This is a genomic window from Sulfurimonas autotrophica DSM 16294 (assembly GCF_000147355.1).
In the GTDB taxonomy this organism is placed as follows: Bacteria; Campylobacterota; Campylobacteria; order Campylobacterales; family Sulfurimonadaceae; genus Sulfurimonas; species Sulfurimonas autotrophica.
Genome location: NC_014506.1, coordinates 640,826 through 664,522, shown reverse-complemented (window position 1 = coordinate 664,522; position 23,697 = coordinate 640,826). Strand labels below are relative to the sequence as shown.

24 protein-coding genes and 2 tRNA genes are annotated in these 23,697 nt (G+C 35.6%); 10 read left to right on the top strand and 16 right to left on the bottom strand.

The genetic code is table 11. The features are described from left to right. Positions 1-12 precede the first annotated feature (12 nt). The gene (locus tag SAUT_RS03480; RefSeq protein ID WP_013326490.1) at positions 13-843 is read left to right on the top strand and encodes a prephenate dehydrogenase; all 831 of its coding nucleotides are present in this window, start codon (positions 13-15) and stop codon (positions 841-843) included. On the opposite strand, the gene SAUT_RS03475 is transcribed toward SAUT_RS03480, so the two are convergent. The 8 genes from SAUT_RS03475 to SAUT_RS03440 form a co-directional block, all read right to left on the bottom strand. Continuing rightward, positions 840-2,279, bottom strand: a complete 1,440-nt coding sequence (locus SAUT_RS03475; RefSeq protein WP_013326489.1) for a BatD family protein — start codon at positions 2,277-2,279, stop codon at positions 840-842. The genes SAUT_RS03480 and SAUT_RS03475 overlap by 4 nt on opposite strands. Then, the gene (locus SAUT_RS03470; RefSeq protein ID WP_013326488.1) at positions 2,263-4,158 is read right to left on the bottom strand and encodes a VWA domain-containing protein; all 1,896 of its coding nucleotides are present in this window, start codon (positions 4,156-4,158) and stop codon (positions 2,263-2,265) included. The genes SAUT_RS03475 and SAUT_RS03470 overlap by 17 nt, the downstream gene beginning before the upstream one ends. Further along, a complete protein-coding gene (locus SAUT_RS03465; protein WP_013326487.1) occupies positions 4,155-5,087 on the bottom strand; it encodes a vWA domain-containing protein in 933 nt (310 codons plus the stop codon). The genes SAUT_RS03470 and SAUT_RS03465 overlap by 4 nt, the downstream gene beginning before the upstream one ends. Further along, entirely contained in the window at positions 5,080-5,487 is a 408-nt protein-coding gene (locus tag SAUT_RS03460; RefSeq protein WP_013326486.1) for a hypothetical protein, read from the bottom strand. The genes SAUT_RS03465 and SAUT_RS03460 overlap by 8 nt, the downstream gene beginning before the upstream one ends. Next, complete coding sequence (locus SAUT_RS03455) at positions 5,488-6,318, bottom strand: DUF58 domain-containing protein (RefSeq protein ID WP_013326485.1); 831 nt, start codon at positions 6,316-6,318, stop codon at positions 5,488-5,490. A 10-nt stretch (positions 6,319-6,328) separates the two neighbouring features. Continuing rightward, positions 6,329-7,276: an AAA family ATPase gene (locus SAUT_RS03450; protein WP_013326484.1), complete on the bottom strand. Its 948-nt coding sequence runs from the start codon at positions 7,274-7,276 to the stop codon at positions 6,329-6,331. A 94-nt stretch (positions 7,277-7,370) separates the two neighbouring features. Beyond that, entirely contained in the window at positions 7,371-8,357 is a 987-nt protein-coding gene (locus SAUT_RS03445; RefSeq protein WP_013326483.1) for an LPP20 family lipoprotein, read from the bottom strand. After that, on the bottom strand, positions 8,354-9,355 hold the full coding sequence (locus tag SAUT_RS03440) for a CsgG/HfaB family protein (RefSeq protein ID WP_013326482.1): 1,002 nt from the start codon (positions 9,353-9,355) through the stop codon (positions 8,354-8,356). The genes SAUT_RS03445 and SAUT_RS03440 overlap by 4 nt, the downstream gene beginning before the upstream one ends. Before the next feature lie 154 nt (positions 9,356-9,509). Here SAUT_RS03440 and SAUT_RS03435 point away from each other — a divergent pair. Together SAUT_RS03435 and SAUT_RS03430 are read left to right on the top strand one after the other, a co-directional pair. Then, positions 9,510-9,585: transfer RNA gene (locus tag SAUT_RS03435), tRNA-Lys, on the top strand. 14 nt (positions 9,586-9,599) lie between these two features. Then, positions 9,600-9,674, top strand: a tRNA-Glu gene (locus SAUT_RS03430). A gap of 157 nt (positions 9,675-9,831) precedes the next feature. Here the strand turns inward: SAUT_RS03430 and SAUT_RS03425 are convergent. The 4 genes from SAUT_RS03425 to SAUT_RS03415 all read right to left on the bottom strand — a co-directional run bounded on the left by SAUT_RS03425 (position 9,832) and on the right by SAUT_RS03415 (position 11,685). Beyond that, positions 9,832-10,359 carry a methyltransferase family protein gene (locus tag SAUT_RS03425; RefSeq protein WP_013326481.1) on the bottom strand — a complete coding sequence of 176 codons (528 nt, stop codon included), beginning with the start codon at positions 10,357-10,359 and terminating at the stop codon, positions 9,832-9,834. A gap of 9 nt (positions 10,360-10,368) precedes the next feature. Continuing rightward, positions 10,369-11,007: a sulfite exporter TauE/SafE family protein gene (locus SAUT_RS03420; RefSeq protein ID WP_013326480.1), complete on the bottom strand. Its 639-nt coding sequence runs from the start codon at positions 11,005-11,007 to the stop codon at positions 10,369-10,371. Between the two features lie 34 nt (positions 11,008-11,041). Beyond that, positions 11,042-11,239: a flavin reductase gene (locus SAUT_RS11250; RefSeq protein ID WP_223175432.1), complete on the bottom strand. Its 198-nt coding sequence runs from the start codon at positions 11,237-11,239 to the stop codon at positions 11,042-11,044. A 77-nt stretch (positions 11,240-11,316) separates the two neighbouring features. Then, positions 11,317-11,685 carry a NifU family protein gene (locus SAUT_RS03415; protein ID WP_013326479.1) on the bottom strand — a complete coding sequence of 123 codons (369 nt, stop codon included), beginning with the start codon at positions 11,683-11,685 and terminating at the stop codon, positions 11,317-11,319. A 180-nt stretch (positions 11,686-11,865) separates the two neighbouring features. Here SAUT_RS03415 and SAUT_RS03410 point away from each other — a divergent pair, with 180 nt between their 5' ends. Continuing rightward, the gene (locus SAUT_RS03410; RefSeq protein ID WP_013326478.1) at positions 11,866-13,461 is read left to right on the top strand and encodes a Na/Pi cotransporter family protein; all 1,596 of its coding nucleotides are present in this window, start codon (positions 11,866-11,868) and stop codon (positions 13,459-13,461) included. A 15-nt stretch (positions 13,462-13,476) separates the two neighbouring features. Here the strand turns inward: SAUT_RS03410 and SAUT_RS03405 are convergent, their stop codons facing one another. From SAUT_RS03405 to SAUT_RS03390, 4 genes are all read right to left on the bottom strand, one after another. After that, positions 13,477-14,076 carry an energy transducer TonB gene (locus SAUT_RS03405; protein ID WP_049765261.1) on the bottom strand — a complete coding sequence of 200 codons (600 nt, stop codon included), beginning with the start codon at positions 14,074-14,076 and terminating at the stop codon, positions 13,477-13,479. Between the two features lie 135 nt (positions 14,077-14,211). Next, positions 14,212-15,387 carry an ammonium transporter gene (locus SAUT_RS03400; RefSeq protein ID WP_013326476.1) on the bottom strand — a complete coding sequence of 392 codons (1,176 nt, stop codon included), beginning with the start codon at positions 15,385-15,387 and terminating at the stop codon, positions 14,212-14,214. 185 nt (positions 15,388-15,572) lie between these two features. Beyond that, on the bottom strand, positions 15,573-15,911 hold the full coding sequence (locus SAUT_RS03395) for a P-II family nitrogen regulator (protein ID WP_013326475.1): 339 nt from the start codon (positions 15,909-15,911) through the stop codon (positions 15,573-15,575). A gap of 83 nt (positions 15,912-15,994) precedes the next feature. After that, positions 15,995-17,323: an ammonium transporter gene (locus SAUT_RS03390; protein WP_013326474.1), complete on the bottom strand. Its 1,329-nt coding sequence runs from the start codon at positions 17,321-17,323 to the stop codon at positions 15,995-15,997. A gap of 198 nt (positions 17,324-17,521) precedes the next feature. On the opposite strand from SAUT_RS03390, the gene gyrA reads away from it, so the two are divergent. From gyrA to SAUT_RS03360, 6 genes are all read left to right on the top strand, one after another. Continuing rightward, the gene (gene gyrA, locus SAUT_RS03385; RefSeq protein ID WP_013326473.1) at positions 17,522-20,002 is read left to right on the top strand and encodes a DNA gyrase subunit A; all 2,481 of its coding nucleotides are present in this window, start codon (positions 17,522-17,524) and stop codon (positions 20,000-20,002) included. Between the two features lie 63 nt (positions 20,003-20,065). After that, entirely contained in the window at positions 20,066-20,590 is a 525-nt protein-coding gene (locus SAUT_RS03380) for an LPP20 family lipoprotein (RefSeq protein ID WP_013326472.1), read from the top strand. Then, a complete protein-coding gene (locus SAUT_RS11415; RefSeq protein ID WP_013326471.1) occupies positions 20,539-20,949 on the top strand; it encodes a hypothetical protein in 411 nt (136 codons plus the stop codon). Before SAUT_RS03380 ends, SAUT_RS11415 begins: the two co-directional genes overlap by 52 nt. A gap of 22 nt (positions 20,950-20,971) precedes the next feature. Continuing rightward, the gene (locus SAUT_RS11245; RefSeq protein WP_013326470.1) at positions 20,972-22,111 is read left to right on the top strand and encodes a sigma-54-dependent transcriptional regulator; all 1,140 of its coding nucleotides are present in this window, start codon (positions 20,972-20,974) and stop codon (positions 22,109-22,111) included. 15 nt (positions 22,112-22,126) lie between these two features. Further along, positions 22,127-23,158, top strand: a complete 1,032-nt coding sequence (locus SAUT_RS11240) for an aspartate-semialdehyde dehydrogenase (RefSeq protein WP_013326469.1) — start codon at positions 22,127-22,129, stop codon at positions 23,156-23,158. Beyond that, positions 23,159-23,674: a YqhA family protein gene (locus tag SAUT_RS03360; protein ID WP_013326468.1), complete on the top strand. Its 516-nt coding sequence runs from the start codon at positions 23,159-23,161 to the stop codon at positions 23,672-23,674. The last annotated feature ends 23 nt before the right edge of the window (positions 23,675-23,697 follow it).

Sequence of the window (23,697 nt, the reverse complement as noted above, 5' to 3'; positions counted from 1 at the left end):
TAAAGAATAAACATGAACATTGCAATTATTGGATTAGGTTTAATGGGTGGTTCGCTTGCTCTGTCTTTAAAAAAACAAAATTATGTTGACTCGATTGTGGGGTATGACCATAATGAAAAGCATAAAAAAGATGCCCTTTGTCTTGGTTTGGTTGATAAAACAGTCTCTTTTGAAGAGGTCAAAAAATGTGACGTTATCTTTCTTGCTATTCCTGTCAATGGTGTCATCAATACTTTAAAAGAACTTACTGATGTGGATACTGATACTACTATCATCGATCTTGGCAGTACAAAAGAAAAAATCGTTGCCTCTGTCCCACCTCAAATACGTAAAAACTTTGTAGCCGCACATCCTATGACAGGAACGGAAAACTTTGGTCCCCATGCTGCTGTTGAAAATCTTTACTATGATAAAGTTGTCGTTTTATGTGATTTACAAGACAGTGGAGAGATTCAAAGCAAAACTGCAAAAAAAATATTTAAATCACTCCATATGAAAAAGTATTTTATGAAGTCCCATGAGCATGACCGCCATGCGGCTTTTATTTCTCATATGCCTCACGCTATCTCTTACTCAATTGCAAATACTGTTTTAAAACAGGAGAACAAGCACAATATTTTGGCTCTTGCAGCCGGTGGATTTCGTTCAATGAGTCGTCTTGCGAAGAGTTCACCTTATATGTGGGAAGATATTTTCAGACAAAATAAAGAGAATCTGCTTGAAGCGATAGAACTCTTTGAAGCAGAATTAACAAACCTCAAACAAAATATTCAAAATGAAGAGTGGGACAAAGTTCATCAAGAAATGGCAAATGCAAATAAACTGCACGATATCCTAGATTAGGATATATCGTACTTTTTCAATATCTCTTTTAAAATCTTCTTATCAATTTTTTCTTTTTTAGATGCATACAAGTTTGCTTCTAAAACATCTACTATTTTTTTCACTTCTTCATCTTTATCTTTATACGGCAGTAGTTTTATAAGCAATAGCTTCTCATCATTTAAATTCAATGCTTTTTCTTTTTTAAGGAACTTGACAGGCTTCACAAACAACATAATTAAGATACCTATGAGCAGTCCTGCGACAAATGCTGCCACTATCCATACTTTACTGAGTACTTCTCGCTTTTGTGTTACATGTAATGATTTTTCAGAAGTTTTTATAGAATCATCTCTTTGTATTTTAAGCTCAGTTTTTTTAACAGCACCATTCACCTTAATATGAATCGGCTGTGTAGAAATTTTTTCTACTCTTTTTGTTTTAAGGTTATAAAAAGCTAGTGAAAAAGGAGGAATAGTAAAATCTTTATCTGAAACAAAAGCTAGTTTTTGTGTAAGCGTATTGCCTTTGATATTTATTTTCTCATCAAAAACATTCACATCCGGTATATAAGGCTTAAAACTTTTAATATCTTCCAAGTTTCCATCGCCTACAACTTTTACAGTAACATTAACAGCTTCATTTGGATTAATCTCTAATTTATCAGCAGTGGCAGAAATCGTGAAATTTCCGACAATTTTTGCATTATTTGGCAGAGGCTTTGCCTTTATGTGCCCTTCATTTGAAAAGTAACTTTTCCATTTTACCTGAGGCATAAAACCACCCCAGACATCTCGTGAAGAAATCCTTGTTGCTATCTTTAATTGTGCCGGTTGAATCGTCAGGTTACCTTCTCTTTGGGGAGCAAGTCTATACATCGCTTTGGTGATGATAAAATCACCTTCTTCAGTTCTTGTCGCTTGTGATTCGCCTTTCACCCAGAAGCCTTTAAAATCCGGTGCTATAAACTTACTGTCAACTGCCTCTGCATCTTTTTTTTGTTTCAAAACAAGCTGTAAATTAAACGGTTCACCTACAAACAGCTTCGTTTTTGAGGGAATGAGATTGACTACAAAATCTGCATTTTTATCTTGTACAGCCGGTTTTACTGTCACTTTTACACTGTTTGACTGCTCCATTCTACCATCAACTTCAACATTAACAGGGGCAATCACACAATTTTTTTGCGGCATAAATTGGTAACTCAATACATAACTTTTTTTATAGTCATTATTTATCATTTGAATACTTGTCTGAGAACTCGTACCCAGTACATTGCTGCCGCATATTGTACTGATAACCGGTTTATTCACTTCACCGCCGGTTATAGTTAAAGTATATGTTGCCACTTCTCCGCTGACAACATTTTTGGGATACACTTTTGCAACTACATTTGCATATATGGCAGTCGCAAGTAAACTAAAAATTATTATGATTTTTTTACCAAGGTTTTTCATTACTGTTTTCCTTTTTCTTACTACTTTGGTTTAGTCTGTATAAATACGTATTTTGATTATTGTTTAATGCTTTAAGCCATTTAGCCTCTTCTGCATCACTCATTTTATTTTTCATTTTTGCCGCCTTTGCAGCTGATCCGGAAGCAGGCTTCTTTTTATCTTTTTTCTGTTTTTTCTCAGCAGCTTCTTTCTTTTTTTGGGCCTCTTGCTTTTTCTTATCTTTTTGCTTATTTTTATCAGCTTGCTGCTTTTGCTGTTTTTTCTCTTCTTCACTCGGCTTTTTGGATTTTCTTTGCTCATTATTTTGATCTTTTTTCTTGGAACCCTTAAAAGCTTTTTTATCTTGAGAATCTTGTTTATTTTTTTGATTCTGCTGATTTTTCTGGTTTTGTTTGTTTTTTTGGTTTTTATTATCCTTGTTTTTCTTATTGTCTTTATTTTTTTGGTTTTTATTTTTCTGCTGTTGCTGTTTTTTCTGCTCTTTTTTCTTTAACGCTTTTTTCACAGCTTCCAAATTCTCTCTTGTATCTTTATCTTCATGCAGTTTTAAGGATTTTTCATAAGATTCTATCGCTTTTTTCAAGCTTTTCTCATCAGCTATTTTTGCATAGGCATTTCCCATATTTGCAAAATTTTTCGCACGCGAGATTTTGTCACTAAATGTTGCTTTTTCATAATTTTTTATCGATTCTTTATATTTTTTTTGCTTATACAAGGCATTTCCCGCATTATAATAACTCTCATTATGATTAGCCTTTTTTGCATATGCATCATAAATTTCGGCAGATTTGGCATAATTCTTTTGTGTATACGCTTTTTTCGCTTCATCAAGATGCATAAAGTCCAACAGTCCTGCATATGAAGAAGAACTGTTAAACAATAACAATCCCAAAATAAACAAGCCAGGCACCTCAACTTTTACACGCTTGCTCATAGAAGATGTTGCTATTAAAAGAAGTAAGAGTGCCAATCCTAACGGATAGTAAAAGAGTGGTATATATTTTTCAATCTCTTCGGATTTGAGCTCTTTTTTCTTGCTGTGACGTTCTATCTCGCTAAGCATCGCTTTGACATCTGCATCTGAATTTACACCTTGAATGTACACAGCACCTGTTTTTGTTGCCAAGTCAGCAATTTTATCATTGAGTTTGGAGACAATGATTTTTCCGTTTTGTTTTATAAACTCACCATCTTCAAGTTTTATAGGCGCACCCTGCGGTGTACCGACGCCCAATACAAAAACCGCTATGTCTTTTTCTTTTGCAAAGGTAATCTCTTTTGAAAAATTTTTTTTATCTCCGCCGTCACTTAAAATCAGCAGGTACTTTTTAGAGTCCTTTTTTATACTCTTATCAACAACCTGCAGCATTGACATAAGGTCTGTTCCCTGCTCGGTTATTGAATTAGTATCGAGCTTTTTAAGCAAAAACGCTACTGCTTCATGATCAAAGCTCAGAGGAGAAACCAAATAAGAGTTTTTTGCAAATGCTATCACACCTATACGCTCATTTGGAGCCAGGCGCAACAGCTCCAATGCTTTTTGCTTTGCCAGTTTCAAACGATTCGGGTAAACATCTTCAGCCAACATCGAATCCGATATATCCAAGGCTATCATTATGTCAGCACTTTTTGCTTTGATCTCGATTTTTCCGTCTTTTATAACAGGGCCCGCTAAGGCTATGGTCATCAAAACAGCAATAAGCATAAAAAGTGCATTTCTTGCCTTGAGTGTCAAAGTATTTGATGAGACTCTCAGTTTTTGAATGACCTCATCTGAAAAAAATGTCGCATGAGACTCTTTTTGCGTGAGCAAAAGTCCAAAAAGTATAAATATCAGCGGCAGCATATAATATAAAAATTCCGAATGTAAAAAACTCATATCGCACTCCCTCTTTTATTTCGTATATATACATACAACAGCAATGATAACAATGCTATAAACAACGGATAAAAATAGTAATAATTTTTATATGAAAATGTTTCATTTTTTATCTCTGATTTTTCCAATTCATCTATTTTTTTATACACCTCTTTTAATTGTGAGGCATTTGAAGCACCAAAGGCAACCCCTCCTGTCTCTTTTGCAATTTTTAGCAGTACTGCTCTGTTGTATTCATCAGGACCGCCTATGCCTATAGGGTAAACTTTTACACCCTCTTTTTTCGCCATATCAAGCACTACGTCAAGAGGGATCTTGTCTGCACCTGCTGTCGAGTACCCGTCTGTAAGTAAAATGGCTACTTTTGACTTTGCCTTGCTCATTTTCAACAGGTTCACACCCTGTGCCAATGCTTCATATAAAGCCGTATATTTACCTGCCATGCCCACTTCAAGCTGAGAGACTATACGTGAGAGTATATGCTTGTCATATGTCAGCGGTGAAGCTATAAATGAGTAAGAGCCAAAAACTACAAGCCCCATATTGTCATTTGTTCGCTGACTTATAAAATCTTTTACTATTGACTTGACAACATCAAAACGTGATGCAGCCGGATTCACAGGGTCAAACCCTCTCTCTTTCATAGAACCTGATGCATCCAATATAAGGGCTATTTCATGCCCGTGCTTTGGTTTCAACTCATAAGGTTCATCTTTTACAGGAGACATCAAAGCTAAAATCATCATAATTATTGTCAGCCATTTTAAAAAGAAAAGTAATTTTGATGCGGCAACATTGCTTTTCATAAACTGTGATGCATGCGGAAAGTAAATTGAAGGCAGCTTCATTTTACATAAGGATTCACATGCTATAAAAAAGAATATTACAAATAATAATTTTGGAAATTCAAAATATATGCCGTCAAACATCTATCATTCCCTTATATAAATCTATTACATGTAAAGTGTCCGCATCAAAATCTTCTACATTTTTCTTATATTTATATTTTTCTAGTTTTTCTATCATTTCTTCGTACGCTTTATGGTGACGTTCGCTGTCATCCTTAAATGTTACGCCGTAAAATGTCAAATCATACGCTGCTTTTTTCGGATTTGAATAATCAACAGTGTTGAGTAATTTATAATGTTCTGCTCTTTTATTAAATTTTTTCTTACTTTTAACCCATTTGTATGCCAAATATAAAAAGCCCATAAGTATCAGCGCAACCAATAGGCTCACTCCGATAAAATAGTATAAAGAGTACTCATGTATCTCTATAAGCGGCTTTATGTCATGCAAAGGAATTTCGTTTTGGTTTATATTTTGCATTTATCTGCCTTCAAATAATCTTCTTAATGAAACACCGATTTTTCCGTCTGTATAAATCTTTGTAAATCTAATCTGGTGTTTTCTAAATGTTGCATAGAGTTTTCTGTCATGTACTAAAACTTTTTTTGCATACTCTTTTACAGTTTGTGCGTTAAAATCACCTTCTAATACAGCACCACTCTCAGGGTCTACTAACGATGTAAATCCCATCTCAGGCGGGGTCTCTTCAAGTCTGTCTCGAACTATGACGGCAACAACTTCATGTTTTTTTGCCAATACTTTAAAATCAGGAATTTCAAAGAAATCACCGACAATGACAATTAACGACTTTCTTTTAAGTCTTTTAAACAGAGTATCTGCCAAAACTTTATAGTCTGCCTTTTTGTTCAGCGGATCAAAGTTTAGAATTTCATCCGTACTTTTATGTACCGAGAACAGCTTTTTACTCGGTTTCAAAAAAGACTCCATCTTGTCACTAAAAATATATGAACTCAGTAAATCTCCATTTTTAATGGTAGAAAAACTAAGCATAGCCGTAATTTCTGCTATAACATCCTGCTTGAATCTTTTAGAACCGAAATAGACGCTGCCGTTTAACATTGAAGCAATGACAACATTGAGTTCTCTCTCTTCACGAAAGATTTTAATGTAAGGCTTTTGGAGTTTTGCCGTAATGTTCCAGTCTATATGACGAATATCATCACCCGGCATATACTCGCGCAGTTCTATAAAGTCATAGCCCTCGCCTTGAAAGATTGACGGATTGTTTCCAACCATCTCACTAAAAACTTGACGGCGGGCCCGTACAAGAATTTTTTGTAATTTACTCATTACAACGACCTTATGGTATCGCTACAGTTTCAAGCACTTTTTGAATGATTTCATCCGTTGTTATACCTTCAGCTTCAGCCTCATATGTCAGCACAATACGGTGACGCATCAGCTCTTTTACAATGTATGCAACATCTACAGGTGTTACAAAATCTTTACCGCGCATAAATGCCATTGCTTTGACTGCTTTAAACATATCAATACTTACACGAGGTGATGCTCCAAACTGTATATACTCTTTGATATCATCCAGTCCATACTCCTCAGGATGCCTTGTAGCGTTGACAAGTTCTATCATATACTCTTCGACTTCTTCATCTACATGTATATCTCTTACAGCCTTTTTAAGCGCTTCTAATTCACTTTTATTGAGTACAGGATTGATTGTCTCAAAATTACCGCTTGAGATTCTTCTTGCGATTTCAAGCTCTTCTTTTTTTGTATTGTACCCGACAACAAGCTTGAGCATAAAACGATCAAGCTGTGCTTCCGGAAGCTGATAAACACCTTCTTGTTCTACCGGATTTTGTGTCGCCATTACAAAAAACGGCAGATCAAGTTTGAAAGTTGTATCCCCGATTGTTACCTGTTTCTCCTGCATTACTTCAAGAAGTGCAGATTGTACTTTTGCCGGAGCACGGTTGATTTCATCTGCAAGTAAAAGGTTTGTGAAAATCGGACCTTTTTTAATTTTAAACTGGTTGTTTTGCGGGTCATAAATTTCGGCCCCTAAAATATCTGATGGAAGTAAATCCGGTGTGAACTGTGCACGTTTAAAATCAAGCCCTAAAGCCTTTGAAAGAGCATTGACTGTTGTTGTTTTTGCAAGTCCGGGAACACCTTCTATGAGTATGTGCCCCTCACATAAAAGTGCAATGAGCAATGAATCTATCATTTTCTCCTGACCGACAACAACTTTTGAAACTTCATTTTTTACATTCTGTATTTTATTAATCATAATTTATACCTCATATTAATATTTCTTTTTATTATTTATGTAAGTATATTCCTAAGAAGTAAACGATTACTAAATACTATAGACTTCATACAGTCTAATAATTTAACACTTTCGAAATGCCCTCTTTATGTATCAAATCATTGAGCCTTTTTACAAGATTTTGCTTGGCTATGGCGTAGCCTTGCGAAGATTGTCCCGTTACATGTATGACATTCGATGCCAAAACTTCTTTTTTGTAGTCTTTGGTTATAAATGATATTTCGCTGCGGGCAAGAGAAAAGCCGTATGCATTTGCCTTTTGAATTTTTACTTTGATGTAAATATCAAAATGCATTTTTGATTTCATTTTTTTAATGATGAACTTCTGCTGTGTTAAAGCACTTATGACAGGTTTAGTAAGACTTTTTACATTAGAATATACCCAAAAACTTATATGCTCTAAAAGATATTGATGTTTTGTATTGATTTCATTCATTGCTGCAAGGTATTTTTTATCATCAAATCCTTTATTAAGTACTTTCATAACAATAAGTGCATTTTTTATATATCCAAAAGCTTTTTTCATATTTTTATAATATGCCAATTGCTTGAGCGCATTTAAACGTTGAATATTTTTTATATCATTCCTGTAAATTTCAAATTTTTGATCTATTTCATTTTTTAAACCCTGAAATAATTTTTGCTTATTTACTTTTATAACAGCGGCATATCTTTTAAAACCGAGTCTTGTTACATGTAGTATTTCATATTGGCTTATACGTATCTTTTGAACATTACTCTGTGTTTTATTTATATAGGTTGCATCAGAACTGTTTACACTGCCCTCTTTTACAACTGTTTTTGCCCTAAAACTCGATGAGATAGAGACACTTAATGTGGAGACTACAAGACTCAGCGCATTATTAATGGCATCTTGTTGATTTCCCCCCTCTCCAAGGGCAAAAAGCTCATATGCATCAGATTTAGGAGGATGCACATACCAAGACGGCAGCTCTTTTTTTGGCACTACAACTTTTTGTTTTGAGGCACAAGCGCTTAAAAGCAAACCAAAGACAAGTAAAATTATGCTAAATTTACTCATCTGCTTAGCTGCTCAAGTGTTTTTTGTTTGTTGGCAATTAATGAATTAATACGAACCATTGCTTCATTTATCTCATCCACCGGTTCTAGCATCAAATTATCTGCATATTCATAATACTCTTTTGCCTCTTTATATTTTCCCTGGGCTTCTTTAATAACACCTAAATTATAAAATGGAACATAACTCTTCATATTTGTCGAATCAACGAGTTCCTTTAACAATTGTTCTGCCTTGCTATAACGCCCTTTTTCAATGTATTTTAAAGAAAATTCTAACAGTTTTTCCTGCTCATCCGTATAATCCAAATCAGGATCCTCTAAAAGTTTTACATTAAAACGCCTATAATGCGGAGTTAATTTATAAGTAAATTCATCTGCTATATCTTCTGCGAGTTTCTGTGCCACCATTGTTTTAGAGGGAATCGCCCGTGAATCATCCGCGCAATGTTTAAATGAAGTAGATCTGCTTAGGGTATCTGCATAAATTATGTCACCTTTTGTAACGTCAACAATTTTAATCTCAGCTGAAAGTCCTACCAGCCGTTTCATACAACGAACATTATATGTTTCAAGTTCCGAACACTTTTTATTGGCACAACGTACACGAGGCTCATAAAAATAACTGTCCTGCTTTGTTACAGGGCTCACATTTCCCGAAATTATGGCCTGTGCGCCTATGAACTCTCCAACTTTGACAATATTTTCATCATTAACAAGACCGCTGTTTTGCAATTTTTGTTCTTCAATGACCTTATTAATATCATTTCGACTCACAATAGTAAAATATTTCTTATTATCTATTTGATAATTAGATAACTTCGCTTCAATCTTTCGAGAGAGTCCAACTCTGTCATGTGTGAAATCAGTTACAGCTATTATTTTCGTTTGCGATATTCTGTCAACCTGGGCAGGTACAAGTGCTTTAACCCCGACTTTTTGAGAACATCCACTCATCAAAAGAACATAAAAAGCCAATATTATATATATTTTTTTCCTCATAACAATCCTCTTTGCTAAGAGATTGTAGTTAAAAAGCATTGAATTATAAATAAATCTATTGCTTAAAATAAAATTTGTAAATTTACACTCTTTTTTCTTGACATATCATCTCTATTTGTCTATAATTTCGACCTCTTAACAATAAGAGGCAAACGTCTTGTTAGCTCAGCTGGTAGAGCACGTCACTTTTAATGATGTGGCCGATGGTTCGAATCCATCACAGGACACCATATATACATTTGTTGGCCCCGTCGTCTAGCGGTTAGGATCCATGGTTTTCATCCATGTTACAGGAGTTCAATTCTCCTCGGGGTCACCAACTTTCATAAAATCATCATCATAAAAAAACATTAGACTATATTTTAATTACAGTTATTAACTACTTACATTATTATTTTGCCGAGCAAAAGAAGTTTGCGCTAACATTATTTTTAAAGAAGAATATATTGATGGACTTCAAGATTTAGAATTGGCGTTTATCTTTTATATTTTCTAAAGACTTTTCTTAAACAACTACGTTTAAAAGAGACCATAGGAACTTTCTTTGCATAGTCTTTATACTCATTAGCAAATTTTTTCTTCACTTCCATCTCTTCAAAAATTATCACCATAAAAATGATAAAGAGCATTTCCAAAGGAGCAATAATAGTAATAAAAGTAGGCATTCCTAAAAGTAAAGCCCAGCCAATAGGTAATAGAGTCAGACCAAAAAGCATAGGGTGACGCATACATTTGTAAATGCCTGTTGTGATAAGTCTGTTCGTTTCTAAACGCGGCATATCTTTACCTCTGCCTTTTGCAAGCTCTTTACCTCCATTTGCAGCAGCGCGGAATGCAAGACGTAAAATAAAAAGACCAATGGGGGCAGATAAGATATGAAAAAGAGGAGAGTGAAAGAGCAGGTTATTTTTATCAAATGAGTAAGCATACATTGCACCGCCCAGCAGTATAATAAGCCACAAAGTAATGCGGATAACAACGGATAAAGAGGTATTGATTTTCATAAACGTCCTTTAAATGATAAAGTGCCACAGTAGCTTAAGCGCTAAAAGATATAAAAGCCCAGCCATAAGTTTTTTTATATGGCTTTGTTTTAATTTAAAGTGCATAAAATAGTCCCCGATGTATCCACCAACAATCGCTGAAAATGCAACAACACTGAGTAATACCCAATCAAGTGGGACATACGTCGCATAAGTAAAGAAGGAGCCAAGTGCCGAAAAAGGCACAATACAACCTACAGCTGCCCTTACTGTAAAAAGAGTAAATTTCGATTCTGCATGAAAAAGTCTTTTTTTCTCGCTAAACATCATCATAGCAGCTGAATAAAAGAGTAAAAGCATATAGATAAATTTTACAAGATTTTCATCTATAAAACTACTGCTGTAAGCACCAAGCGGTGCACAAATAACCATCATTAAAGCAATAGGAAAAACAAATTTAAAATCAACTGCCTTTCTTTTGATATTCATAACACTAGACGTAATAGTAGTAGATGCTCCGGTAAAAAGACCGACTGCTTTTGCTACTGTAAATCCAAGCCCTAAAAAGTTAAATATAGGGATAAGGGCTAAACCAGCTTCCGCTCCACCCATCGAAAATATGCCAGAGAGAATAAGAGTAATAAGTAAATAAAGTACATAATCATGCATTAGCATTTATTTACTTATTGGCGGAGTAATTTTTTTACCAAGAAGTGCATAACTTTTTCCTATTGAGATGCGCTTCATCGACCATACATATAGTACATTTACCACTCTCTTTAATGTTTCTAAGGGTGTCTTTTTCGCTTCCGTCACTTTTATGCCCTATACTCACTATCATGGTAGCAGGTTCAGAACTAAACCCCATAAAATAGTTAAAAGGTGCGATGTTACCAGGCAATCGGTCTAGGAATAATTGTCTGCGCCATAAGCTGGTAACACTGCATAAGTTCTTTGTCTGCATAATCTATAAGCATCTTAAAGTCCTATCATATTTTTAATATTATCGAGCATTCCATGTTTTTCTTCTTCCATACTCGCATGATCTTCATCATCTTTTTTAGTACCGATATAAGCATCTTCGGGCATCTTATTTTCAGGAGTTCCATCGACGTTTGTAACTACAAGTTCAGGGTGTATGAGCTCTCGTAATTTTTTTTGTACAACTATTTTTGTCGTCATCAGACTCATAGAACAGCCACCACATGCACCAGTTAGTTCTATGTAAACAGTGCCCTCTTTTGCTCCAAGAAGTTTGATATCTCCACCATGAGAATTCACATATTCACTCACTTTTGGAAGATAATTTTTCACAGCCTCATAAATATCTTCATCTAAAAAATGCATTACCCAACCTTTATTAATATTTATAAATTGTATAATATTATATTTAAAATAAGATTATGAAATAATTTTACCGTCATTAATGTATTTCTCCTCAAGCTTGCCAAGTTAACTCAGATTAAAAATAATCATTAGAAACTTATGCCATAATAGCATTATCTTTCATAAGGTAGTTCAATTATTATGAATTCATGGATCACTCTTTCCCAGGCAGTTGGGGGCATTGGTATCTTTATACTAGGTATGATTATCATGACACAAGGGTTACATGCCCTTGCCGGAGATACTATTAGAAATGCTTTAGTGCGCTTTACAAAGACACCGACTAGCGGAGTCATGACAGGGGCAATCAGTACTGCCATTTTGCAATCTTCGAGTGCTACAACAGTTGCTGCTGTGGGGTTTGTAGCCGCTGGGTTGTTAGCCTTCCCTGAAGCACTCGGCATCATATTTGGTGCAAATGTCGGGACTACAATTACGGGTTGGATGGTAGCCCTGCTTGGATTTAAACTCAAACTCGGCACTATAGTTTTACCTTTTATACTCTTGGGTTCAAGCTTAAAACTTTTTTCAAAGGGAAAAATAGCAGACATCGGTTTTGCAGTTGCCGGCTTTGGTTTAATTTTTGTAGGTATTAGTTTTATGCAAGACAGTATGTCTGTCTTTAAAGATATTATTTCTGTGCAAAACTTTCCAGGGGATTCTTTTGTCGGCCGCTTTGAACTGTTTTTACTCGGAATTCTTGTTACAATTATCACGCAATCATCAAGCGCAGGTGTTGCTGCAACACTTACTATGATTTACGGCGGTGCTATAAGTTTTGAACAAGGGGCAGCTTTGGTTGTCGGCATGGATGTTGGAACAAGCTTTACAGCCGCCATTGCAACTATTGGAGGTTCTACAGAAGTAAAAAGAACTGGCTTCTCACATGTTGTGTATAATATATTTACCGGCACTGCAGCGTTGTTTTTGATTGCACCATATACAATGCTGTTTCAGTCACTTGCACCCGCTTTTTTAATGCAGCAAGCTGAAATAGTCTTAGTTTTATTTCACACATTTTTCAATCTTTTAGGTGTTATTGTAATTATTCCCTTTACAAAATCATTCGCACATCTTATGCAAAAAATTATACCCACTCCAAAACAAAAATATATACAAAATTTTGATCCTGCATTGCTTGAAAATATACCTTTGGCTTTAAGTGTTGTTCAAAAATCTCTTGAAAATGAGTTTAAAACATTACTACAACATATACTGTATTTACTTGGAGAGAAGAAAAATGCAAACAAAATTAATATACATGCGTTTGATAAACTCTTAGACGAGACACAAGATTTTTTAGATATGATTAATTTAAAAAATACGCAAGATGCAAATTGGCAACGATTAATCAATCTCATTCACGTTATTGATCATCTTCAGCGACTTTTTGACAGATGCAGTGAAGATGAACATAGAATTTTGTTGCTTAAGTCATCAAGTTTACTGACAAAAGAAAAAAATCAATTTATTCAACTCATTCAAACAATACTTCAGCTCTTAGAAAAAGAATCTCTTGAACAAATGTCAAATTTTGCACAAAACAATGATACAAACGTAGTAAAAACTGTGAAACAAAAAAGACAAAACATAACATCCTTAATGGCAGATGGAACTGTTAATATAGATGAGGGAACTTATCAGCTAGAAGCAATTCGATGGCTACAACGTTCATCTGCACATATTGCCCGTATTGCTTACCACCTTGAACAGGCAATACTAAGCGCAGGAAAATAAGACATCAGCAATGAATCAGTGCAAAGAATATTGTATAGGTACAGTTAACATTAGATCTGTTTTTGGCTTTGGAAATTTTCCTGAAAGTTCGGCGATTGTTTTAATTGCAGCACGTGTTAAAATTCCACTGTTGGAAGATATCGTAGTTATTTGTGTCACGGTAGCGTCTTTGAGTAACATAAAACGGACTGTGACAGAGCCTTGTATGCCACGTTTACGTGCCATTCTCGGATAATATAAATTTTCTTTTATCAATTGGGAAATTTTTGCCAAATTATTTTCTAAATACTGTTCTTCATCACTCATCTTCTTTTGAGGAATTTCGTTTGCAACAATTTTATTTGCAACAACTTCAGTTTTTTTTTCTATTTGTGGTGGTTGTTCTGCAGGTTCGACAGATTTTATCGGTTCAATTGGTTTTTCTATAACTTTGGGCTCTTCTTTTTTAATCTCTTTTTTAAGAGGAACTTTTTTCTTTACTCTCTTAGGCTTTTTTGCAGGAGCTTTTTTGTGTATAACAGGTTTTTTGACTATTTTTTTGTGAAGAGGTTTTGATTTCTGTACTTTTTGTTTTTGCGCAACTACTGCTTTTTGCTTTATACGCGTCAAGTTCACACAAATTCTCTTCTCTTTTTCTATAGGTTTAACAGATGAAAAAGCATACTTATAGATTCCAAACAGGCTCAGCAAAATTAGAACATGAATGGATAAAGAAAGTAAAAGAGATTTTGAGTGATTATGCATAAATCATTAAATAGCCCGTTTGAATTCTGGGTATGCTTCAACTCCTACTTCATTGACATCAAGTCCTTCGACTTGTACATCATCTTCTGCTCTAAATGCAATAATTTTATTTATGACATAAATCACGATAAAAGAGCTGATAAATGCAAAAATACCGATAACCACTATACCTTTAAGCTGTGCAAGTAATGATACTTTATCAACAAAAATACCTACCGCTAATGTTCCCCAAATACCGTTAACAAGATGCACAGAAAGCGCTCCAACCGGGTCATCAAGTTTTAATTTATCAAACATAGGTACAGCAAAAACTACAAGTGTTCCACCGATTGCACCGATAAGTATCGGCGTATACATATCATAAAGGTCCGGCCCTGCAGTAATTGCTACAAGTCCTCCGAGTGCACCGTTAAGAATCATAGTAATATCCAAAAGCTTATATCGTGCATACATAATAATAGCGGCAATTATCGCACCGGCTAGTCCTGCCGTATTTGTATTCATAATTGTTTTTGCGACAGCATTGGCATTTTCAACAGAAGATATAGAACCAACACTCCCACCGTTAAAGCCAAACCATCCTATCCATAAAAGCAATGCACCAAGCACAACAAGAGGGACGTTTGAAGCAGGAATAACTTTTATTTTTCCATCTTTATATCTACCTTTACGAGGACCCATAATCAAAATAGCAGCAAGTAATGCCCAACCGCCGGTTGAGTGAATCACCGTAGAACCTGCTAAATCATACATATTTATGTCAAACATTGTCCCTGCAAGTAAATCTGCTCCCCAGCTTACATTTACTATTAATGGATAAATCACTGCACCCATAACAACAGTAAAAAGCATCAATGGAAGAATTTTCACTCTTTCGCTTACTCCTCCACTCATAATATTTATAGTTTTACCGACAAAAGCCATTTGAAACAAAAATGCAGCCCAGATACTCATAGATGAATTTTCCCAAGAACCAAATGCTATAGTGTAACCGATGAGTAAAAATGCCATTGAAGCAACAGCATAAATCATAGTATTGACAGTTAAAACAGATGAAACATTTTTAGTTCGAACAAGACCAGCCTCCAACATAGCAAAACCTGGAACCATAAAAATGATGAGCACCATCGCAAAAAGTGTAAAAAATGTGTCTATTATATATTTAATATCAGCTTCTGACATAAATAAATCCTTAAAGTAAATTAAGTATTGAGTGTATCAAAAATTAGATATTTTAAAAATTAAATAGTTGTTTTTAGGTATTAAAGAAGTAAATATGTAGATTTTCTACTCCTTGTCAAGGAGTTAGCTTAAGTGTCTGAGCGGCTAGCGAAGCCAAAGGGATGAATTCCTTTGGCGTTATATAATTAAATCGCTTCTTCGTCAGTTTCACCTGTACGGATTCTAATAATTTTTTCAATATCACTTACGAAAATTTTACCATCACCGATTTTTCCAGTTCTAGCAGCTTCAACAATAGTTGCAGTAACTTGTTCTACCATGTCACCTGCAATAATCATCTCCATTTTGATTTTCGGTAAAAAATCCACTACATACTCTGCACCACGGTAAAGTTCGCTATGCCCTTTTTGACGGCCATACCCTTTTACTTCACTTACTGTCATTCCATCAATTCCAATTTCTGCTAATGCATCTTTGACATCTTCTAGCTTAAAAGGTTTAATGATTGCTTCTATTCTTTTCATTGTTATTTCTCCAAAAAGTTTTATTATTTGTCAATTGTAACCATTTTTGATTACAAAATCAAGACACTAATCTCAAAAAGAGATTAGTTGTTCATGTATCTTTCACCTTGAATAGATTCATCAAGACCCATTACTTCTTCATCTTCACTTACACGTGAACCACCCGTTAATGCAGTTGCAATGTAGTAAACAATAACAGTACCTACAAGAGTAAACAGACCAACGATTACAACAGATTCTATTTGAACGATAAACTGTCCCATTCTGTCACCTGATTCTTTCAACGGTCCGTCCCATAGTAAATCATTGTCTTTTAACGCTAAAAGACCAGTTGCAAGTGCACCAAACAGACCTGCTAAGAAGTGAACACCAAATGCATCAAGAGAATCATCATAACCAAGTTTCTTTTTAAGTACTGTAACACCCCAGAATGCGAATAGTGTACCAACGATACCAACAATGAATGCTCCGCCAACACTAACAAAACCTGCAGCAGGAGTAATAGCAACAAGACCTGCAACAGCACCTGTAGCAATTCCTAAAAGAGTAGGTTTTTTATACACAGCCCATTCAGCAAGCATCCAAGTAATAGCAGCTGCTGCTGTTGCAATTGTAGTAGTAAGCATTGCTACACCGGCAATTGCATTTGCACCGAATGCACTCCCTGCATTGAATCCATACCAACCGAACCATAAAAGAGCCGCACCAAGAGCAGTTAAAAGCACAGTAGCAGGTTTCATAGCAGACTTAGGATATCCGGCACGTTTACCGACTAATATAGCAAGAACAAGACCTGCTAAACCACCATTCATATGTACAACAGTACCACCGGCAAAGTCTAGAGCACCTAAATCAAAAAGAAATGCACCGTCTCCACCCCATACCATGTGAGCAACAGGAGCATAAACTACCAGTCCCCAGATAGCTACAAATACCAACCAAGTTGAGAATTTGATACGCTCAATAACTGAACCCGCAGCAATAGCTACAGTAATAGCAGCAAATGTACCTTGAAAAGCAACAAATACATAAGTAGGGTATGTCCCGCTTAGATCATGCCAGCTGATTCCATTTAAAAACACATTTGAAAATCCACCCATAACATTTTGCACAGCAGCAGATTCCGCTGTACCGAATGCTATTGAATAACCAGCAGCAATCCAAACAACAAATGCAACTACAAATGCCCCAAATACCATAGCGTATGTATTGAGTACATTTTTACTTCTTGTCATACCTGCGTAAAAAAGTGCAAGACCTGCAGGTGTCATAAGTAATACTAATGCAGTAGATATCATCATCCATGCTGTATCTCCTGTATCTAATGTCGGTGCAGCCTCTGCAACAACCTCTACCACTTCTTCAGCAAATGCCGGTATGGCAAATAATAGTGCCAATAACCATTTCTTCATGTGAATCCTTTAATTGAATATTTTCAAGGCAAAGTATAGAATAAAAAAGGACTGTAATTTAAATTTAACTGATTAATTTTTAAGCAGCTTTAACAATTCTTCCTTTTTTCCATAAATTGTATAAAAGTTCATCATCTTTAAACATTTTATTAAGCCAAAATAAGATAATATGTATAAATTTAAATTTTAGGTGTTTCAATGAGCAACTTGTTAAACAATGGCGATGTACAAAGTATAAATATAGAAGAAACTCTTCAAAACAGCTATCTTGACTACTCGATGAGTGTTATAGTCGGTCGTGCTTTACCTGATGTAAGAGACGGACTAAAACCTGTTCACAGAAGAATCCTCTATGCAATGGACAAACTCAATCTTTCTTTCGGTGCAAAATACAAAAAATCAGCACGTATAGTCGGTGATGTAATTGGTCAGTATCACCCACATGGTGACACGGCAGTATATGATGCACTCGTACGTATGGCACAAGATTTTTCTATGAGAATGGAACTTGTTGACGGACAAGGAAACTTCGGTTCTGTTGATGGCGATTCTGCAGCAGCAATGCGTTATACGGAAGCACGTATGACAAAGTATGCAGGAGAACTTCTTAAAGACTTAGAAAAGAACACAGTTAATATGATAGATAACTATGACGGGACAACAAAAGAACCAGATGTCATGCCTACTCGTGTACCGAATCTCCTTATAAACGGTTCTTCCGGTATTGCCGTTGGTATGGCGACAAACATTCCTCCGCATAACCCTACGGAAATTATGAACGGTTTAAAAGCACTCTTGGAAAACCCAAATATTACTCTGCCTGAGATTATGGAACATATCAAAGCACCTGATTTTCCAACCGGCGGTATTATTTTTGGTAAAAAAGGTATCATGGATGCCTATGAAACAGGGCGTGGACGTATAAAAGTACGCGCTAAGACGCATATTGAGAAAAAAGGAAACAGGGATGTCATTGTCATTGATGAACTGCCTTACCAAGTCAATAAAGCACGTCTCATTGAAAATGTAGCAAATCTTGTTAAAGACAAGATGATAGACGGTGTCAGCGAAATTAGAGACGAATCAGACCGTGACGGTATGCGTGTTGTCATTGAGCTTAAGCGTGATGCAATAAGTGAAATAGTTTTAAACAATCTGTTTAAACAAACATCAATGCAAACGACATTTGGTATTATCATGCTATCTATATTAAATCAAGAACCGAGAATTTTTGGTCTTATTGATATTCTCAAGCATTTTATCAATCACCGTAAAACTATTATTATCCGTCGTACGATTTTTGACCTTGAAAAAGCAAAAGCACGTGCACATATCCTTGAAGGTTTGAAAAAAGCTATAGATATCATTGACGATGTTATCCGTGTTATTCGTGCTTCAAAAACTGAAGAAGCGGCAAAAGAAAATCTTGTATCTGAATTTGATTTTTCAGAAATTCAAGCAGCAAGCATTGTTGCAATGAGACTTGGACGTTTAACCGGTCTTGAAATAGAAAAAATTGAAAACGAACTTGCAGAGTTAATGAAGTTTATCGAGTATCTTGAATCAATCTTAAAAAGTGAAGATGTACTTCATGGTATTATCGCAGAAGAATTTGATGAAGTGCTTACTACTTATACAACAAAAAGAAGAACAGAAATCGAAGATGACTATGATGACATAGATATAGAAGATTTAATTCCAAACGAGCCAATGGTTGTTACTATTACTCATAGAGGCTACATTAAGCGTGTACCACTAGCAAGTTATGAAAAACAAAAGCGTGGAGGCAAAGGCAAAACTGCCGTAACAACATATGAAGATGACTTTATAGAAAACTTCTTTACATGTAACACGCATGATACACTTCTTTTTGTGACCGATCGTGGACAGCTTCATTGGTTAAAAGTATATAGAATTCCTGAGGGCAGTCGTACTGCAAAAGGTAAAGCAGTTGTAAATCTTATCAATTTACAAGCAGATGAACAAATCCAATCTATCATTCCGACAACAGACTTTAGTGAAGACAAATCATTAGTCTTCTTTACAAAAAATGGGATTGTCAAACGTACAAATTTAAGTGAATTTAGCAACATTAGAAGCAACGGTGTAAGAGCGATTGTTCTTGACGATAATGATGCACTTATTACTGCAAAAATTGCCGATAAAAGTATTAAATACCTTTTCATTGTTACGAAACTTGCACAATGTATAAAATTTGAAATAGAAAAAACTCGTGAACAAGGACGTAGCACACGTGGAGTAAGAGGTATTAAGTTTAAACATGAAGGCGATGAAGTCGTTGATGCAAACATCATAGCAAGTGATGATCAAGAGATTTTAATCGTCGCAGAAAAAGGTATAGGTAAACGTACTGATGCCGGAGAGTACAGACTTACAAACCGTGGCGGTTCTGGTGTAATAGCAATGAAAATGACAGCTAAGACAGGTAAATATATAGTAGGCTGTTTAATGGTTGATGAGAGCATGGATATGATGGCTCTTACAAAAGCCGGTAAAATGATACGTGTTGATATGCAGACTATTTCAAAGTCAAGCAGAAACACTTCCGGCGTATATATAGTAAAAGGTGATGAAGTTGTAAGTATTTCACGCTGTCCAAAAGAAGAAAAAAATGAAGATGAAAATGAAGAAACATCTTCATCTTTAAACTTGGAATAATAGTTGCTTAATAAAAAGTTATAAAATCTGGAGCTGTAAAAGCTCCTCCTGTAAGGATATTCTATGAAATACTCTGTAGTATTACTAACATTGCTGAGTGTTGCATCTTTTGCAGCTGATGCAACAATTCAAAAAATGCAACCTGAGCAAACAATTGCTGCACCCACTGAAACTACAATTCATGTAGTATGCCCTCATCATACTGCCAACAAGAAAAAAGAACCTGCAGTAGTACAACCAAGTATGCCGCAAACAAATGCTGCTGTTCTTGCACAAGACAAACCATTACTCATCAGTGTACTAGGACAAGGGGTTGCACCTATGAATACAACTTCACCGGCTCAAGCCTATGCATTGGCAAAGCGTGCCGCCGTTGCAGATGCATATAGACTTATCGCTGAAAAAGTCAAAGGTGTTAGAGTAGATGGCCAGGACCTCATTAAAAATATGATGGTAAAACGTTCTACTGTAAGAACATCAGTAGATGCAATGGTAAGAAATGCCAATGTAGTAGAAACAACTTTTAAAGAGGGATTATGCGAAGTAGAGATGGAAATCACACTTTCTCACTCTCAATTTGCACAATAATATTTTTTCATTCACTTGCACTTCATGCAGGTGAATATCTTATTTCTTACCGATATCTTGTAAAAGATACGATAGTCTACAATGAAACATTAGATATCTCTAAAGCCATGCATAAATGTAAAGGCACTCCATCCAACACTCTTCTTTTAGAATCACACAATAGTAAAAATTTAAAAAAAATCATTGCCCTAAATAATGAAAAATTCATAGACTATATTTACAAACTAGGGCTTAATGTAGAACATAAAGAATGTACAACAAACCTTCAAAACACCTCCACAACGATTCTCATACTAAAAACAACATGTTTCAAAGTCGATTTTAATGATAATTTTGCTAAAATTTCAGTTCTAAAATAGCCGAATATAAATAGGACTTTTTGTGAAAATAGCCATAGTAGAAGATGATATTAATATGCGTAAATCTCTTGAAATTGCTATGAGCGATTACAAAGAGTTTGAAGTAAAAACATTTAAAAATGCCAAAGATGCACTCAAAGGTCTTGATGATAGTTTTGATTTAGTCATTACAGATATCAATATGCCTGGTATGGACGGTATTGAATTTGTTAAAGAATTAAACGGCAGATATGAAGTCATTATAATGACCGGAAATGCAACACTCAGCCGGGCTATTGAATCTATACATTTAGGTGTCAAAGATTTTTTATTGAAGCCTTTTGATGTTGATACGCTGGTTGATGCAATCAAGCGTGAAGAAGTGGTGCAAAAAGTAAAAAAATCAGTAGCGAAAACAAAAAAAACAGCAAATGATTTTTTGGGTTCATCACAAGCACTCAAAAAAGTTTTAGCGATTACGGATAAAGCATCCAAAACAGATGCCAGCATTTTACTTCTTGGTGAAAGCGGTGTGGGAAAAGAGGTCTTTGCTTCTTATATACACAAAAATTCTCCAAGAGCCAAAAAACCATTTGTGGCTATCAATATGGCGGCAATTCCTGAAAACCTGATAGAGAGCGAACTTTTCGGTTTTGAAAAAGGTGCTTTTACCGATGCAATTGAAGCTAAAACCGGACAGTTTGAACTGGCAAACGGAGGCACTCTGTTTTTAGATGAAATAGGAGAGATGCCTTATGGTGTTCAGGCAAAACTTCTTCGGGCATTACAGGAAAAAGAAGTTCGCAGACTCGGCTCTTCAAAAGCTATAAAAATAGATATACGGGTTATTTCTGCCACAAATGCAAATTTGGATGAAAAAATAAAAAATGGAGAATTTAGGGAAGACTTGTACTACAGACTCAATACGATTCCGCTCAACATTCCGCCTTTAAGAGAAAGAAAAGACGAAATACTCGAAATAGCAGAGGCAATGATCGCACAGAACTGTCAAAAGTACGGTTTTGATGTTAAAACATTGTCGCCCGAAGCAAAAAGTGAACTTTTATCTTATAACTGGCCCGGAAATATCCGAGAACTTCTTTCAGTAGTTGAACGTTCTGTAATACTGAGTGAAAACAATGAAATTCAAAAAGATGAACTCTTTTTAGATGTCAGAAAATAAAACAGGAGAAAATTAATGAAAAAATATAATGTAGCAGTCGTCGGTGCAAACGGCGCTGTCGGTGAAGAAATTTTAAGAGTTTTAGAAGAGATAGATTTTCCTCTTAACAAACTGGTTCCGCTTGCAAGTGCGCGAAGCGTAGGGCTCCAAGTGCACTATAATGACCAAAATTTTGACATTTTAGAACTTACACATGATGTTTTTGAGCAAGAAGAGGTAGAAATTGCCCTTTTTAGTGCAGGCGGCAGCGTAAGTGCTGAATTTGCTCCCTCTGCAGTTGCCGCAGGTGCTGTTGTTATTGACAACACTTCTCACTTTAGAATGGATCCAAACGTTCCTCTTGTTGTGCCTGAAGTAAACCCTGAAGATATAGCGCGATGGAGAGAATCAGGAATTATTGCCAATCCTAACTGTTCAACCATACAGATGGTACAGGCACTCAAACCGCTTGATGAAGCTTATGATTTGGTTCGTGTTGATGTTGATACATATCAGGCAACCAGTGGTGCAGGTAAATCTGCTATGGAAGAGCTAGTCAATCAGATGCAGGCATTTTTTGCATTTAAACTTGATGAAGCGGAGCACAAAGCATTTAACCAGCAAATTGCACTCAATGTCATCCCTCAAATTGATGTTTTTACCGATAATGGCTATACAAAAGAAGAGATGAAAATGGTTAATGAAACAACAAAAATCATGCACAAAGAAGTAGCACTCAGTGCTACCTGTGTTCGTGTACCGACACTTCGCGGTCATGCGGAATCAATCACTATGACTTTTGATTCTCAGGTTGAAGCCAATGAAGCAAGGCAAATACTAAGCAAAGCGCCAAACATAGTAATTTTAGACAACCCGGATGAAGCGCTCTACCCTATGCCGGCTACATGTATAGACAGGAATGAAACATTTGTCGGACGTATCAGAAATGATTTGTTTTCAAATAATATGCTGCATATGTTTGTTGTTGCAGATAATTTAAGAGTAGGTGCTGCTACAAATGCTGTAAGAATTGCCCAAAAATGGATAGAAATGGAAGAAGGGGCCTAAATGCTTGAAAGACTCTTTGAAAATGGACTTTGGGGTTCAAGATTTATGGTCATTCTGGCCGTTATCTTTGGACTTATCGGGGCTATTGCACTTTTTATAGTCGCTAGTTTTGATATATATGATACAGCTAAGATGGTACTCAATGTTTACATTAACCACGAACATCCACAGCATTTTCATGAAGATGTAGTCGGCGGTATTATCGGAGCGGTAGATTTATATCTTATAGGTGTTGTGATGCTCCTTTTTGCATTTGGTCTGTATGAGCTTTTCATTTCAGACATTGACCCTGCAAAAGGGAATGAAAAAGAGAACAAAATTCTTGCAATTCACTCACTTGACCAGCTCAAAGATAAAATTTCGAAAGTTATTGTTATGGTGTTGGTAGTAAGTTTCTTTCAAAAAGTCGGTCATACCGAATTTAACGGCGCACTAGAGATGCTTTATCTTGCGCTTTCAATCACAGCTGTATCCGTTGGTTTATACTTTTTGGGTAAAGTTGGACATAATCATTAAGGAATAATAATGGGAATAAGAAT

Bases quoted from the DNA above. Each gene is read 5' to 3' on its own strand.
- SAUT_RS03480 (WP_013326490.1), top strand. From the start codon at position 13: ATGAACATTGCAATTATTGGATTAGGTTTAATGGGTGGTTCGCTTGCT.
- SAUT_RS03475 (WP_013326489.1), bottom strand. From the start codon at position 2,279: ATGAAAAACCTTGGTAAAAAAATCATAATAATTTTTAGTTTACTTGCG.
- SAUT_RS03470 (WP_013326488.1), bottom strand. From the start codon at position 4,158: ATGAGTTTTTTACATTCGGAATTTTTATATTATATGCTGCCGCTGATA.
- SAUT_RS03465 (WP_013326487.1), bottom strand. From the start codon at position 5,087: ATGTTTGACGGCATATATTTTGAATTTCCAAAATTATTATTTGTAATA.
- SAUT_RS03460 (WP_013326486.1), bottom strand. From the start codon at position 5,487: ATGCAAAATATAAACCAAAACGAAATTCCTTTGCATGACATAAAGCCG.
- SAUT_RS03455 (WP_013326485.1), bottom strand. From the start codon at position 6,318: ATGAGTAAATTACAAAAAATTCTTGTACGGGCCCGCCGTCAAGTTTTT.
- SAUT_RS03450 (WP_013326484.1), bottom strand. From the start codon at position 7,276: ATGATTAATAAAATACAGAATGTAAAAAATGAAGTTTCAAAAGTTGTT.
- SAUT_RS03445 (WP_013326483.1), bottom strand. From the start codon at position 8,357: ATGAGTAAATTTAGCATAATTTTACTTGTCTTTGGTTTGCTTTTAAGC.
- SAUT_RS03440 (WP_013326482.1), bottom strand. From the start codon at position 9,355: ATGAGGAAAAAAATATATATAATATTGGCTTTTTATGTTCTTTTGATG.
- SAUT_RS03425 (WP_013326481.1), bottom strand. From the start codon at position 10,359: ATGAAAATCAATACCTCTTTATCCGTTGTTATCCGCATTACTTTGTGG.
- SAUT_RS03420 (WP_013326480.1), bottom strand. From the start codon at position 11,007: ATGCATGATTATGTACTTTATTTACTTATTACTCTTATTCTCTCTGGC.
- SAUT_RS03415 (WP_013326479.1), bottom strand. From the start codon at position 11,685: ATGCATTTTTTAGATGAAGATATTTATGAGGCTGTGAAAAATTATCTT.
- SAUT_RS03410 (WP_013326478.1), top strand. From the start codon at position 11,866: ATGAATTCATGGATCACTCTTTCCCAGGCAGTTGGGGGCATTGGTATC.
- SAUT_RS03400 (WP_013326476.1), bottom strand. From the start codon at position 15,387: ATGTCAGAAGCTGATATTAAATATATAATAGACACATTTTTTACACTT.
- SAUT_RS03395 (WP_013326475.1), bottom strand. From the start codon at position 15,911: ATGAAAAGAATAGAAGCAATCATTAAACCTTTTAAGCTAGAAGATGTC.
- SAUT_RS03390 (WP_013326474.1), bottom strand. From the start codon at position 17,323: ATGAAGAAATGGTTATTGGCACTATTATTTGCCATACCGGCATTTGCT.
- gyrA (WP_013326473.1), top strand. From the start codon at position 17,522: ATGAGCAACTTGTTAAACAATGGCGATGTACAAAGTATAAATATAGAA.
- SAUT_RS03380 (WP_013326472.1), top strand. From the start codon at position 20,066: ATGAAATACTCTGTAGTATTACTAACATTGCTGAGTGTTGCATCTTTT.
- SAUT_RS11415 (WP_013326471.1), top strand. From the start codon at position 20,539: ATGCGAAGTAGAGATGGAAATCACACTTTCTCACTCTCAATTTGCACA.
- SAUT_RS11240 (WP_013326469.1), top strand. From the start codon at position 22,127: ATGAAAAAATATAATGTAGCAGTCGTCGGTGCAAACGGCGCTGTCGGT.
- SAUT_RS03360 (WP_013326468.1), top strand. From the start codon at position 23,159: ATGCTTGAAAGACTCTTTGAAAATGGACTTTGGGGTTCAAGATTTATG.